This window comes from Salimicrobium halophilum (assembly GCF_900100295.1).
Lineage (GTDB): Bacteria > Bacillota > Bacilli > Bacillales > Halobacillaceae > Salimicrobium > Salimicrobium halophilum.
In genome coordinates this window covers 467931-482503 of record NZ_FNEV01000001.1, presented here as the reverse complement: position 1 = coordinate 482503, position 14573 = coordinate 467931, and the positions used below count along the sequence as shown (strand labels likewise).

At 44.7% G+C, this 14573-nt stretch carries 14 protein-coding genes; all 14 read left to right on the top strand.

The genetic code is table 11. The features are described from left to right. Positions 1–69 precede the first annotated feature (69 nt). The 14 genes from rplS to codY all read left to right on the top strand — a co-directional run bounded on the left by rplS (position 70) and on the right by codY (position 14514). Positions 70–414 carry a 50S ribosomal protein L19 gene (gene rplS, locus BLQ44_RS02610; protein WP_093191748.1) on the top strand — a complete coding sequence of 115 codons (345 nt, stop codon included), beginning with the start codon at positions 70–72 and terminating at the stop codon, positions 412–414. Positions 415–551: 137 nt separating this feature from the next. Beyond that, a complete protein-coding gene (lepB, locus tag BLQ44_RS02605; RefSeq protein ID WP_093192024.1) occupies positions 552–1100 on the top strand; it encodes a signal peptidase I in 549 nt (182 codons plus the stop codon). A gap of 13 nt (positions 1101–1113) precedes the next feature. Next, complete coding sequence (ylqF, locus tag BLQ44_RS02600) at positions 1114–1953, top strand: ribosome biogenesis GTPase YlqF (protein ID WP_093191745.1); 840 nt, start codon at positions 1114–1116, stop codon at positions 1951–1953. 129 nt (positions 1954–2082) lie between these two features. Further along, positions 2083–2829, top strand: a complete 747-nt coding sequence (locus BLQ44_RS02595; RefSeq protein ID WP_093191742.1) for a ribonuclease HII — start codon at positions 2083–2085, stop codon at positions 2827–2829. A 19-nt stretch (positions 2830–2848) separates the two neighbouring features. Beyond that, complete coding sequence (locus BLQ44_RS02590) at positions 2849–4867, top strand: hypothetical protein (RefSeq protein WP_093191740.1); 2019 nt, start codon at positions 2849–2851, stop codon at positions 4865–4867. Further along, positions 4864–5175, top strand: a complete 312-nt coding sequence (locus BLQ44_RS02585; RefSeq protein ID WP_093191737.1) for an EscU/YscU/HrcU family type III secretion system export apparatus switch protein — start codon at positions 4864–4866, stop codon at positions 5173–5175. The genes BLQ44_RS02590 and BLQ44_RS02585 overlap by 4 nt, the downstream gene beginning before the upstream one ends. 266 nt (positions 5176–5441) lie before the next feature. Then, a complete protein-coding gene (gene sucC, locus BLQ44_RS02580) occupies positions 5442–6602 on the top strand; it encodes an ADP-forming succinate--CoA ligase subunit beta (protein WP_093191734.1) in 1161 nt (386 codons plus the stop codon). Positions 6603–6617: 15 nt separating this feature from the next. Beyond that, the gene (gene sucD, locus BLQ44_RS02575) at positions 6618–7520 is read left to right on the top strand and encodes a succinate--CoA ligase subunit alpha (RefSeq protein WP_093191731.1); all 903 of its coding nucleotides are present in this window, start codon (positions 6618–6620) and stop codon (positions 7518–7520) included. Positions 7521–7591: 71 nt separating this feature from the next. Next, entirely contained in the window at positions 7592–8467 is an 876-nt protein-coding gene (gene dprA, locus BLQ44_RS02570; RefSeq protein WP_093191728.1) for a DNA-processing protein DprA, read from the top strand. A 79-nt stretch (positions 8468–8546) separates the two neighbouring features. Further along, entirely contained in the window at positions 8547–10628 is a 2082-nt protein-coding gene (gene topA / locus BLQ44_RS02565) for a type I DNA topoisomerase (protein ID WP_093191724.1), read from the top strand. Between the two features lie 214 nt (positions 10629–10842). Further along, complete coding sequence (gene xerC / locus BLQ44_RS02560) at positions 10843–11751, top strand: tyrosine recombinase XerC (protein WP_093191721.1); 909 nt, start codon at positions 10843–10845, stop codon at positions 11749–11751. A 10-nt stretch (positions 11752–11761) separates the two neighbouring features. Further along, a complete protein-coding gene (hslV, locus tag BLQ44_RS02555) occupies positions 11762–12307 on the top strand; it encodes an ATP-dependent protease subunit HslV (protein WP_093191718.1) in 546 nt (181 codons plus the stop codon). A 13-nt stretch (positions 12308–12320) separates the two neighbouring features. Beyond that, the gene (gene hslU, locus BLQ44_RS02550; protein WP_093191714.1) at positions 12321–13718 is read left to right on the top strand and encodes an ATP-dependent protease ATPase subunit HslU; all 1398 of its coding nucleotides are present in this window, start codon (positions 12321–12323) and stop codon (positions 13716–13718) included. Between the two features lie 16 nt (positions 13719–13734). Continuing rightward, on the top strand, positions 13735–14514 hold the full coding sequence (codY, locus tag BLQ44_RS02545; protein WP_093191711.1) for a GTP-sensing pleiotropic transcriptional regulator CodY: 780 nt from the start codon (positions 13735–13737) through the stop codon (positions 14512–14514). The last annotated feature ends 59 nt before the right edge of the window (positions 14515–14573 follow it).

Genomic DNA, 14573 nt, shown 5'->3' with positions numbered 1-14573 from the left:
TAAGTGGAAAAAACGATGTTCCGCTCGCTCATAGAGGGATGAGCATTAGTTAAAAGGAGAGTGAAAAAAATGCAGGAACTACTTCATGACATTACAAAGGATCAGCTCCGTACGGACCATCCCAACTTTCGCCCTGGTGATACTGTAAAAGTACACGCAAAAGTTGTTGAAGGTAGCCGCGAGCGTATCCAGGTATTTGAAGGGGTCGTCATCAAACGCCAAAACGGAGGAATCAGCGAAACGTTTACGGTACGTAAGATTTCTTACGGTGTAGGTGTAGAGCGTACATTCCCGCTTCATAGCCCAAGAATCGCAAAAATTGAACGCACTCGCCGTGGTAAAGTACGTCAGGCGAAACTTTACTATCTGCGTAACCTACGCGGAAAAGCAGCGCGTATTAAAGAGATCATTTAATAGTGGAAAAGGAGCTTGCGCTGTCAAGCTCCTTTTTTTCTGATAAAATAGATAAACGAACAAAAGCAGGATCCTGCTTCTGTGCTTTTTCGGATAGGATCGCCTTTTGTTATAATGGAAAAGAAGGTGCTTCGAATATGAAACGACAAATCATAGATTGGGCAAAAGCACTGGCCGTGGCAGCAGTTCTTGCTATCCTTGTAAGGTTGTTCCTTTTCGCCCCTGTGGTAGTGGAAGGTCCATCCATGCTTCCGAATTTACATAATGAGGATCGCTTGATCGTGAGTAAAATCAACTATACCCTCGGTTCTCCTCACCGTTTTGATATCGTCGTCTTCCATGCAACAGAACGGAGAGATTACATTAAAAGAGTGATCGGTTTGCCAGGAGAACACGTAGCCGTAAGGGATGATCAGCTATATATTAATAATGAACAGGTGGAAGAGCCGTTCCTGGAAGATAGGATAAGGGAAATGCCGGAGGGGGAGAGATACACGAGAAACTTTGAGCTGGAGCAGCTCGAAGGTGGTTACTCGGAAATCCCCGAAGGTAACGTCCTGGTTCTGGGGGATAATCGCAGGAATTCTACAGACAGCCGGGCGTTTGGAGTCGTACCGCTTGAAAAGGTCGTAGGAGAGGCGATTCTGTCTTACTGGCCGCCGGAGCGCATTCAATGGCTTGATTAAAGGAGGGACTAAGGTGAGTATTCAGTGGTATCCAGGCCACATGGCCAAAGCGAGACGCGAAGTGAAAGAGAATTTGAAGCTTGTCGATTTCGTTATCGAGCTGGTAGATGCAAGAGCACCAGCTTCTTCTCAGAATCCGATGTTACAGGAAGAAATCCAGAATAAGCCGAAACTGGTCGTCATGATGAAGAAGGACCTGGCTGATCCGGAGGTGACGAAAGAGTGGCTTGATTATTTTCAAAGTCAATTTTCTTACGCGATTGCAATAGATGTGAATAATAAGAAAGACGTTCAGCAAATAGCTCAGGCGGCACGCCAAATTACCCAGGAAAAGCTTGATAAGCAGCGGGCGAAAGGTATAAATCCGCGAAATCCGAGAGCAATGATCGTAGGGATCCCAAACGTCGGGAAATCCTCGCTGATCAACCGTCTTGCTCATAAGAAGAAAGCGGAAACGGGAGACAAACCTGGTGTAACGAAAAAACAACAGTGGATCAAAGTAAAGAATGAATTTGAACTATTGGACACTCCAGGCATCCTCTGGCCGAAATTCGAAGACGAAGCGATCGGGTTCCGTCTTGCTTCGATAGGGACGATCAAGGATCAGATTCTGCCTCAGGATGAAGTGGCTATTTATATCCTTAATCTTTTGAAGGATCATTACCCTGACCTGATGGAAGCACGGTTCGGTTTTTCCGATTTCGAAGATGTAGTGGAAGCCTTCGATAAAATCGGTAAAAGAAGAGGTGCGCTTGAAGGTGGCGGTGTCGTAAATTACGAAAAAGTGGCTGAAATCATCATCCATGATTTGAGGAATGACCGGCTCGGCAGAATCAGTTTTGAACGGCCGTAACGCGTGTGGATCTCTTCCATGACGCGTTTTCTTTTTTTCATTAGAAAACTTTAGCGCTGGGTTCCATCTCACGAAACCATTCAATTATTTTATTTTTTTCCGATATAAAAAGGAGAGGAAGGATCCGCAATGCCGAATAAATCAGTGAAGCAATTGAAGGAAGAAGAAAAGCAGGGGCTTTTGACATTAGCAGACATTCAGGAAGATGAAAGAAAAGGTGTCCAGCAAATCGTTGCACGTATAAAAAAACAGGAAGCACGTAGAGAAGAACTTGAAAACCAGTGGCATGAAATGAGTCTATTGGAAGAGGAGAAAAAGGCAAAGGGATACAGCTATATAGCCGGCATAGATGAAGCAGGCAGAGGGCCGATTGCGGGTCCGGTCACGGCAGCATGTGTGCGTTTACCGGAAGGATTCACTTTATATGGTCTGAATGATTCCAAAAAGCTCACAGAGAAAGACAAAGATTCATTCTATAACGAAATCATGAAGTATGCGGATGTAGGGGTAGGGGAAGCGAGCGCAGAGGAGATCGATGAAATTAATATCTATCAGGCAACGAAACTGGCTATGAAACGAGCGGTAGAGAATATGGAATACGCTCCTGATTTCCTTCTCGTAGATGCTATGAGCATTCCCGTGAAAAGTGACCAGGAGGCTTATGTGAAGGGGGATGAGCGAAGCGTTTCCATTGCTGCTGCGAGCGTGATTGCTAAAGTGACAAGAGATCGGTTTATGAAAGACCTTGGTGAGTCTTATCCCTGCTACGGGTTCGCCAATAATAAAGGATACGGGACGAAAGTGCACCTCGATGCGATAAAGGCAGAGGGAATCACCCCATACCATAGAAAAAGTTTCGTACCTGTCCGCTCCTGAATGAAAAGAGGGTAATGATATGAATACGACGATACAGAGTATGTTCCATTCACTGCAAAAAGTTCAAAAAGTAAGTTCACCAGCCTTGAGTGCCGGAAAAGTGATCAATGGGAAAGTGGCAGAACTTTTACCGAAAAATCGTGCCATCGTTGATATCGGCGGAAAACAGGTGCATGCCCGTCTTGAAACATCGCTTACGAAAGGACAGAACTACCTGTTTCAAGTCCAGCCCGGGAAAGAACCGATCCATCTGAAAGTATTGGCGAATCAGCCAGGAGGAGACGAAACGGTATCTCTACAAAAATGGATGCAGTCTCACGGAATGAAAGCGAACAATCAGACGCTTGCCTTCGCTAAGATGTTGATGGACAGTAGGATTCCTTTTAATGCGCAGGAATTAAAGCAGGCTTTTTCGATGCTGCAATCATCCAAAAGTCCTCAAACAGTTGCTGTATTAAAAGAAATGTTCGAAAAGCAGCTGCCTATCAGACCATCTGTATTCCATGCTCTAACAACCTCTAAACAGACGCAATTACAAACGCTTTTCAACCAACTCAGTAAAGGGGGAGGGCCTTTCCAGCTCGCCTCAAGGGCTTCCACTTTGTTGAGTTCTATCGTTGCCTCAGATAGCAACGGGAGTGTTCAGCAAGCCGCAAATCAAAAACTTATGAATGAAGCTCAGGCGAATCAGTCTCAGTCTTTTCGGGTTCTTCAACGAGCGGGCGTCTTTCCTTCGACCCAATCGCCTGGATCCTTCCGATCGAATGTTTTACAGCAGGGGCAGAATTCAATTATAGGAAACCTGTCTGGTTCCAAATCCGCTCAACAAAACTTGTTTCAAGGGATGCAGAAATTGTCCGTGAGCAGCTTTTCACGCTCAGGAGAGCAACCGGTTATAAAGGATATGAACCAGATGCTCCCTCTGACGGCTACACATCGTCAAGGTCAAGGGACTCGTGGGGTACTGCCAAAGAACGGAGTGGATTTTTCCGCGGAAACAGCAGAAAAAATCCAGAATCTTTTCAGGCAACAGCTTCCCCTTTCCGGGAAGGAGACGCAGAAATTATCTCAGTGGATGGGGCAATTTAATCGGATGTTCACCTCGGGGGGCGAATCCCGTCCGCAGGCCTTGCTCCAGTCATTTGTGGAGAATCACCGGCAGTTGATGACGCAAGGAACCTTCCAAAAACTCACAGCTCCCATGTCGGGAACGGAGAGGTCTTCCATCGAAAAAGTGATCAATCAAATCCCTTTCGAAGCGATGAAGTTTTCTCCTAATAGTAGGGCTGCCACTTCTGAAGACGCTATTCGTATGATGCAAGCAGCTATGAAGAAAATCCATCAGACACTTGAAACGCAGCTCCCTCCTTCCCTGCAAAAAACATTGACGGAGTGGACGGTGTTGACAGAAAAGGTATCTCCGCTGCCTTTACAGGAACGGTTGCTGCTACAAGTAAGGGCATTTCAGCAGATGAGCGGTCTCGATGATGAAGCAATTCTTCGTCAAAACAATTCTCAACCTGAACCGTCCATGAAAACAGGGCTTTTGGCTCTTCTCGGAGAGGGGCAGACTCCTAAAGCTGAAGCAGCTAGAAATCTTCTTCATTTTTTCAATTCTATGCAGATGACCGCTTCTCAGGAGACTGCTCAATCTCTGCAATTTTCCTTACAGTTCCCGGGACAATTGTTGGAGGCAAGGAAAGATATCCACGTGAACGTGGAAGGAAAGAAAAACGAAGACGGTACGATAGACCCTAATCATTGCCATATACTTTTCTATCTGGACCTGGAAAATCTTAAGGAAACGGTGATCGATCTTCAGGTAAGAAACCGAGGAGTACATGTAACTGTTTTCAATGAAGCGGAGCAGCTGCCTGAAGTTGCAGGAAGTTTTGAAACCAAACTGAAAAATGGGCTGGAGAATGCCGGTTATTCTCTTGCTTCCATGCAGGTGAAGGCGGGAAGGGGGGAAAGTCGAGTCGAAGAGCATAAACAGACACCGTCCATCAATTTCCAGGGGGTGGATTTTCGCGTATGAAGAATGAAAACGAAAGAAAAGAAGCGGTTGCGCTGACCTACGATCCTGAGAGTGGGGAAGCACCGAGAGTGACGGCCAAAGGTCACGGGTATATAGCGGATAAAATTCTGGATCGTGCGAAAGAAGCGGATGTTCCAGTTCAAGAAGACGCTACACTCATTGAACTTTTGTCCGAACTCAATATTAATGAACAGATCCCTGAAGAACTATATCAGGTTGTTGCTGAAGTGTTCGCCTTTATCTATCAGTCCGATAAGGAAATGAAACAGAATAGGAAGAATGTACAGGGCGATAAAAAAGTTGAATGATGGGTGGAATCCGTGGTCGGGTTCCGCCTTTTTCATCGGGTTTAATAAGAAAAGTAGAATAAAAACGTGAGACAGAGGAGAATTAATTTCTGGAAACAGAAAAGCCGTACACATACTGAAAATAAAAGGATGGCGCTTACATTTAATAGAGGTGCCGTGAGCTGGAACGTTTGAAATTTTCGACATATCCTTGTATAACTGTAGACAATGGAAGCTCACTTTATATACAATGAGACTTGCAGTAGAAAATGATGGGAGGATGAAACATGAACATTCATGAGTATCAGGGAAAACAAATCATGCGCGATTTCGGCGTAGCCGTACCGAATGGCCACGTTGCTTATAATGTCGACGAAGCTGTTGAAGCCGCGGAGAAACTCGGCTCTGATGTAACAGTCGTAAAAGCTCAAATCCATGCCGGTGGACGAGGCAAAGCGGGTGGAGTGAAAATAGCGAAAAGTCTGGATGACGTTCGTACATATGCGGAAGAACTACTCGGCAAGACGCTCGTAACTCACCAGACAGGTTCTGAAGGGAAAGAAGTAAAGCGCTTACTGATCGAAGAAGGCTGTGATATTCAAAACGAATATTACGTAGGACTTGTTCTCGATCGTAATACCAGCCGTATTACAATGATGGCATCCGAGGAAGGCGGAACTGAAATTGAAGAGGTGGCAGAAGAAACGCCGGAGAAAATCTTCAAAGAAGTGATCGACCCGGTTACTGGCCTCACTCCATTCCAGGCACGTCGTCTGGCTTTCAATATCAACATTCCGAAAGAATCGCTCTCGAAAGCGGTTAAATTTATGCTTGGACTTTATGACGTCTTTGTGAAAAAGGATTGTTCCATTGCGGAAATCAACCCGCTTGTCACTACAGGAGATGGAGAAGTTCTTGCCCTTGATTCCAAACTGAATTTTGATGACAACGCTCTTTTCCGTCAGAAAGATATTGCGGACTTGAGAGACCTTGACGAAGAGGATCCGAAAGAGATCGAAGCGTCTAAATACGATCTCAGCTATATCGCTCTTGACGGAGACATCGGTTGCATGGTCAACGGTGCCGGACTTGCAATGGCGACGATGGATACCATCAAGCACTATGGCGGAGAACCCGCAAACTTCCTTGACGTTGGGGGCGGAGCTACAACAGAGAAGGTTACAGGTGCATTCAAATTGATCCTTTCCGATGAAAATGTGAACGGTATTTTCGTTAACATCTTCGGGGGAATCATGAAGTGCGATGTCATCGCCGAAGGAATTGTAGCAGCTACGAAGGAAGTAGGTCTGACGCTTCCTCTTGTTGTGAGACTCGAAGGTACGAACGTCAAAGAAGGTAAGCGAATACTTGAAGAATCCGGACTGAATATTACGTCTGCAGATTCTATGGCTAACGGTGCACAAAAAATCGTAGAACTTGTAAAGTAGAAAGGCGGGAATAGGATGAGTGTATATATTGATAAAAATACAAAAGTGATTGTCCAGGGTATTACCGGGTCTACAGCGTTGTTCCATGCGAAACAGATGCTTGAATACGGTACGCAAATCGTCGGCGGAGTAACACCGGGTAAAGGCGGTACAGAAGTTGAAGGAGTGCCCGTCTTCAACACGGTCGAAGAAGCTGTGAAAAGTACAGGAGCAAATGCTTCTGTCATCTACGTACCGGCTCCTTTTGCTGCTGATGCAATTATGGAAGCGACTGATTCTGAAATGGATATCGCCATCTGTATCACGGAGCATATTCCGGTTCAGGATATGATCAAAGTGAAGCGTTACATGGAAGGGAAGAAAACGCGTCTCGTAGGTCCGAACTGTCCAGGTGTCATTACACCGGATGAGTGTAAAATCGGCATCATGCCGGGATACATCCATAAAAAAGGACATGTAGGGGTCGTATCCCGTTCCGGTACGTTGACGTATGAAGCGGTTCATCAGCTCTCTGAGGCTGGAATCGGTCAGTCCACAGCTGTCGGAATCGGTGGAGATCCAGTTAACGGAACGGACTTCATTGATGTTCTGAAAGCATTTCAGGAGGATGATGATACGGAGGCAGTAATTATGATCGGTGAAATCGGTGGTACAGCTGAAGAAGAGGCTGCTGAATGGGTGAAATCCAATATGGATAAACCTGTTGTCGGGTTCATCGGCGGACGTACAGCCCCTCCCGGTAAACGTATGGGCCACGCAGGAGCCATCATTTCAGGTGGAAAAGGTACAGCTGATGAGAAGATCCGCGTCATGAACGAGTGTGGCATCGGAGTAGCTGAGACGCCTTCTGTAATGGGAGAGACGTTGATTGATGTACTGAAAAAGAATGATCTTTATGATAAATGTAAGACGCATTAATGATTCATAGAGAAGGGATATGCTCCCTTCTCTATATTTTTAAAACTTAATAATAGTGAATGAGGTGTGTGATGGACGATATCTGGAATCTACTACTATTGCAAAGCTCCCCTAATGTAACGAGGCGTCTGCTGAAGCAGATGATCAGGCAAGACCCTTCTCTTTCAACATTTATTCACTCTCCCCCCGAACGCTGGCACCATCAATTATCCCTTCCTGTCGAACGTGCAAACAAAATCAGGAACCATGTTTCAGATGCGTTTGTAAATCGTACATTATCCGAAGCCCTTCGCAGGTTCCACGTACTCACCATTATAGACCGCAAGTATCCGGATGCATTGAAAAGGATTCCGGACCCTCCGCTTGTTCTATATGCGTCCGGGGACCTTTCATTACTTGAACATAACCGGCGTATAAGTGTGATAGGTACTAGAAAACCGTCTTCTTATGCATTGCCAGCGATGAAGAAGATCTTTCTTCCTATGGTCGAAACCCATTGCCTCGTCAGTGGAATGGCCCAAGGAGTAGACCAGTTTGCCCATCAATTGGCTATCAAAAACGGGGGACGTACGATTGCAATTCTCGGGTCAGGATTCAATAAGGTCTACCCTAAAAATGACCTTACTCTCTACCAGAGGTTGATGACCGAAGAACTGGTTTTGAGCGAACATGCGCCACATATTGCTCCCGAAAAGTATCACTTTCCTGAGAGGAATAGACTCATTTCAGGATTGAGTGACGCTACGGTGGTGGTAGAAGCACGAATGAAGAGTGGTACGATGATTACGGTGGATCAGGCTCTGGAGCAGGGAAAAGAAGTCTATGCCTTTCCCGGTCCGGTAGGCAGTGAAACAAGTGAAGGATGTCACTTTATCATTGATCAGGGAGCGAAGATCGTTCATACTCATCACGATATACTTGTACCTGAACAACGCTCAAAGGGATGACTCTGTTTGACAAACAGTTTCTATCTATTTAATAATAAGGAAGATTTACTTTATCAAAACCTCTATGGGAGGCTCGTACATGGCAGACTATCTCGTAATTGTGGAATCACCTGCTAAAGCCAAAACAATCGAACGATATTTAGGAAAAAAATATAAAGTGAAAGCTTCACTAGGACATGTCCGTGATTTACCGAAAAGTCAGATGGGTGTCGATGTGGAAGATGATTTTAATCCGAAATATATTACAATCCGGGGCAAGGGTCCAGTTTTAAAAGAATTGAAGACAGCAGCCAAGAAAGCGAAAAAAGTATATCTCGCTGCCGACCCCGACCGTGAAGGGGAAGCAATCGCCTGGCACTTGGCTCACAGTCTTAACATAGACGAAAACAGTGAATGTCGTGTCGTTTTCAACGAGATTACGAAAGAAGCGGTCAAAGAGTCTTTCAAAAATCCCAGGACGATAAACGATGACCTGGTAAGAGCCCAACAGGCACGTAGAATTCTCGACAGGCTCGTCGGCTATAATATCAGCCCTATACTATGGAAGAAAGTCAAGAAAGGACTCAGTGCCGGGAGGGTGCAATCCGTAGCGGTGAAACTGATCATCGACCGTGAAAAGGAAATCAATAATTTCACACCTGAAGAATACTGGTCCATTGAAGCGGACTTTCTGAAAGGTAAAGAAACCTTTGAGGGGTCGTTTTACGGAGTGGACGGTGAAAAGCGAAAGCTCAGCTCCGAAGAAGACGTCAAAAAGATCCAGGAGCAGATGGACGGAAATAAATTCAGCATTCAGAAAGTGAATAAGAAAGAGAGGAGAAGGAACCCTGCCTCTCCTTTCACCACTTCTTCGCTCCAGCAGGAAGCGGCAAGAAAGCTGAATTTCCGTGCAAAGAAAACGATGATGATCGCCCAGCAACTTTATGAAGGGGTAGACCTTGGCGGAAAACAGGGAACAGCAGGCCTGATCACATATATGCGTACAGATTCTACACGCATTTCTGATACCGCGAAGTCAGAGGCTCTGGATTATATTCTTGAAGAATACGGAGAAGAGTATAGTGCAGGGTCGAAGAAGAACGAAAAGAAGAAAGAAGGGGCTCAGGATGCTCACGAAGCTATTCGACCAACATCAACCTTGCGTGAGCCCACCAACCTCAAAAAGATGCTATCAAGAGACCAGCACCGTCTCTACAAGTTGATTTGGGAGCGGTTCGTGGCAAGCCAGATGGCTCCGGCGGTGATGGATACGATGACTGTTCATCTATACAATGAAGGGGTAGAATTCCGTGCTACGGGCTCCGAAATCAAGTTCAAAGGGTTTATGAAAGTATACGTTGAAGGCAAAGACGATAAGAAAGATGATAAAAACAAGCAGCTCCCACATCTCGAAGAAGGCATGACTGTAGAGGCTGATAAGATCGAACCGAACCAGCATTTTACTCAGCCACCTCCGAGATATACGGAAGCAAGGCTCGTCCGGACACTCGAAGAGCTAGGGATCGGGCGTCCTTCTACCTATGCTCCTACCCTTGATACGATTCAACGCAGAGGGTACGTCTCACTTGATAATAAGCGGTTCATCCCTACTGAGCTCGGGGAAATTGTCCTCGAACAACTTCTCCAGTACTTCCCGGAGATTCTCGACGTCGAATTCACAAAGAAAATGGAAGATGACCTCGATAGTATCGAAGACGGCGAAGAGGATTGGATCGAAGTGCTTCGGGAGTTCTATAATGGGTTCGAACCAAGACTCGAGAAAGCAGAAAAAGAAATGGAAGAAATCGAGATCAAAGATGAACCCGCGGGTATCACTTGTGAGAAATGCGGTCATGAAATGGTTTATAAAATGGGAAGATACGGTCAATTTTTGGCTTGTTCCAACTTTCCGGAATGCAGGAATACGAAACCGATTCTCAAGAAGATCGATGTTACATGTCCGAAGTGTAACGAAGGTGAAATCGTTGAGAGGAAAAGTAAGAAAAATCGTAAATTCTTCGGTTGTGAACGATACCCTGATTGTGATTTCATTTCCTGGGATAAGCCGATCAGCAGACCTTGTCCAAAATGTGAATCTCTGCTCGTAGAGAAACGTTTGAAAAAAGGAAACCAGATACAGTGTACAGAGTGTGACTATAAAGAAGAATTACAGCAAAAATAAAGGTCCGGCATAGCCGGGCTTTTTTTATGGAGAAGGAAAGTTGTCGTTTACGACTTTGTGCGTTGACAGTAGCGGAACGCTTCTATATAATAAGCGCTTGTGGTAAAATGTATGTAGTCAGCGACAATTCAGAATTTTGTTACAATTTTATTAAATATATTGTTTTTTCCTGAAGATAATGATAGAATTTAATCGTTTTGTGAGGGGGTCCATTGTGCCTGAATATGAAGATTGGCTTCGTCAGTATATAGAGTATTTACAGATTGAAAAGAATGCTTCGCCTCATACGATACATATGTATAAGAATGACCTACAAGAGTTCGCTGCATTTCTGGAAAAGGAAGTGGTTGACGGTATCGATGAGATAGAAATGGGAGTGATCCGTCTGTATTTGTCGCAATTATACGACAATGGGCTTTCGCGGCGTTCTGTATCAAGGAAGTTATCTTCCCTGAGAGGGTTTTTCAGATTCATTGAAAGGGAAGAGGGCGTAGGGAAAAGTCCGATGATGGACGTACGTCTCCCGAAAGAGGATCAGTACATTCCTCAGTTTTTTTATGAGGAAGAAATGGAAGAGTTATTCAAAGCTGCGGACCCTTCTACACCCTTGGGTCAAAGAAACCTTGCCATCCTCGAACTGTTATATGGTACAGGTATACGAGTAAGTGAATGTGCTGATTTAGAAATGGAACGTATAGATTTTCAATTATCGACGATATTGGTAACAGGGAAAGGTCGGAAAGAGAGGTACGTCCCTTTTGGACAGTATGCCCAGGATGCACTTAAGGCCTATATCGAAAATGGACGTTCCGAGCTTTTGACGAAAAGCAATGAAAAGACAACGAAAGTATTTTTGAACAATAGAGGAAAAGCAATTACTCCAAGAGGGATTCGTACAATCCTTGATAAACTTGTAAAAGAAGCATCACTAACGGTGGATATCCATCCCCATAAAATGAGACACTCCTTCGCTACCCATTTGTTGAATGAAGGAGCTGATCTGCGGTCGGTTCAGGAATTGCTGGGTCATGAGCATTTATCGAGTACGCAAGTTTATACTCATGTATCCAAAGATAGATTAAGGGATGTATATCTAAACAGTCATCCAAGAGCAAAAAAGTGAGGTGGAAGATATGGAAGAGTCATTTCATGCAACAACGATATTCGCTGTCCGGCATAATGGTCAAAGTGCCATGTGCGGAGACGGTCAAGTCACACTCGGGAATCAGGTCGTTATGAAACACAAGGCTACCAAGGTACGTAAGCTTTTTGGTGGTAAGGTTCTTGCTGGATTTGCAGGGTCTGTAGCTGATGCTTTTACGCTTTTCGAAAAGTTTGAAGCGAAGCTCGAATCCTTTGATGGAAATCTTGCGCGTGCCGCTGTAGAGCTCGCCAAAGAGTGGCGTAGCGATCGGATGCTTAGGAAACTGGAAGCGATGTTGATTGTAATGGACAAAAATCAGATGTTTCTTTTATCAGGGACAGGAGAGGTGATTGAACCGGATGACCAGATTTTAGCTATCGGCTCCGGCGGGAATTTTGCGTTGAGTGCAGGTAGAGCTCTCAAACGCTATTCTCCGGAAAAGACTGCTGAAGAGATCGCCGAAGCTTCCCTGAAAATAGCCGGTGAAATCTGTGTCTTCACGAATGATGAATTGACACTGCAAGTACTTGAATAAAGGAGGGGTGGAGTTGTCTGTTAATTTGACACCACGTACCATCGTAGAGAAGCTGGACAAATATATAATTGGTCAACAGGAAGCGAAGAAATCTGTAGCTGTAGCTTTGCGTAACAGATATCGCAGAATGCAATTGGATGATGACTTAAGGAATGAAATTGTACCCAAAAACATCCTGATGATCGGACCTACAGGAGTAGGAAAGACGGAAGTCGCCAGACGTCTCGCCAAGTTGACCAATGCTCCCTTTATAAAGGTAGAGGCTACGAAGTTTACGGAAGTCGGCTATGTTGGTAGAGATGTAGAGTCAATGGTTCGTGACTTGGTGGAAGCATCGATGCGCATGGTGAAAGAAGAGAAAATGGAAGGAGTGGAAGAGAAGGCTATAGAACAAGCCAACAAGCGTCTTGTGAAACTTCTCGTTCCTTCCAGGAAAGAGAAGCAGGCTCCTTCTATGAAAAACCCATTTGAAATGCTCTTTAATCAGGGTCCTGAAGACGAAGAGGAACCGGAAAAAGGCGAAGAGCAGGATATAAAAAACAAACGCAGCACTATCGAATATCAATTGAAGAACGGTGAACTTGAGGATAAGATGGTAACTATTGAAGTCGAGGAGTCTCAGGCAGGGATGTTTGATATGTTCCAGGGGTCAGGTATGGAACAGATGGGGATGAACATGCAGGATGCCTTCAGCCAGTTCATGCCGAAGAAAAAAAAGAGCCGTAAACTTCCGGTAAAGGAAGCCAGGCAAGTATTGAAACAAGAAGAAGCCCAGAAGCTGATAGATATGGATGAAGTTTCCGAGGAAGCGGTCGAACGCGTCGAGCAATCTGGTATGATATTCATCGACGAGATCGACAAGGTTGCTGCTAAGGGCGAATCGCAGGGGAATGTTTCAAGAGAAGGTGTGCAAAGAGACATTCTACCGATCGTTGAAGGTTCTACCATTATGACCAAGCATGGAGCAGTCTCGACGAACCATATCCTGTTCATTGCTGCTGGTGCTTTTCATATGTCGAAACCCTCGGACCTTATTCCTGAACTTCAAGGAAGATTTCCGATTCGCGTCGAATTGGAAAAGTTATCTGTCGAAGACTTCGAGAAGATTCTCAAAGAGCCGAAGAATGCTCTGTTGAAGCAATATAAAGCCCTTCTCGAAACAGAAGGCATCAACGTTACGTTCACGGATGAAGCTGTAACGAGGCTCGCAGAGATTGCAGCTGATGTAAATAGAGCAACAGATAATATAGGGGCCAGAAGACTTCATACGATTCTTGAGAAATTACTTGAAGATCTTTCTTTTGAAGCTCCTGATGTCACCATGGAAACGATAGAAATCACCCCTCAGTACGTGGACAGTAAGCTGTCTGCCATTGTCGAGGATAAGGATTTAAGCAGATTTATACTATAAACAGGAGGAATTAACAATGAACTTACTAGAACGCACCCGTAAAATCAATGCAATGCTTCAGACGACCACCGGAAAATCAGTGGATTTCAATGACATGTCCCAAACACTCAGAGATGTGATCGGAGCTAATATTTTCGTTGTAAGTAGAAGAGGAAAACTTCTTGGATTCGCCATCAAGCAGGAAATCGAAAATGAAAGAATGAAAGCGATGCTTTCGAATCGACAGTTTCCACAGGAGTATACAGAAAGTCTCTTCAATATTCAGGAGACAACAGCCAATATCGATATTGATAGTAAATACACAGCTTTCCCTGAAGAGAATAGAGATCTTTTCGAAGAGGGTCTCACAACTGTGTGTCCTATCATCGGCGGAGGACAACGCCTTGGAACGTTAATTCTGAGCAGACTCGATCAAAGCTTCAACGAAGACGATCTCTTGCTTGCCGAGTACGGATCGACAGTCGTCGGAATGGAAATCCTTCATGAAAAAGCGGAAGAAATCGAAGAAGAAGCTCGTAACAAAGCCGTGGTTCAAATGGCAATCAGTTCCCTTTCCTACAGTGAACTGGAAGCTATTGAACATATCTTTGAAGAGCTGGAAGGAAACGAAGGATTGCTTGTAGCCAGTAAAATCGCCGACCGTGTCGGAATTACTAGGTCCGTTATTGTGAACGCCCTAAGAAAACTAGAGAGTGCCGGAGTCATTGAATCACGCTCACTCGGTATGAAAGGGACGTATATCAAAGTCCTGAATGATAACTTCCTGCTGGAACTGCAAAGACTTAAAACTAATTGATTACTTCAAAAGCTATGTTATTAATAACATAGCTTTTTTATTAGCAAAAATATTAACTT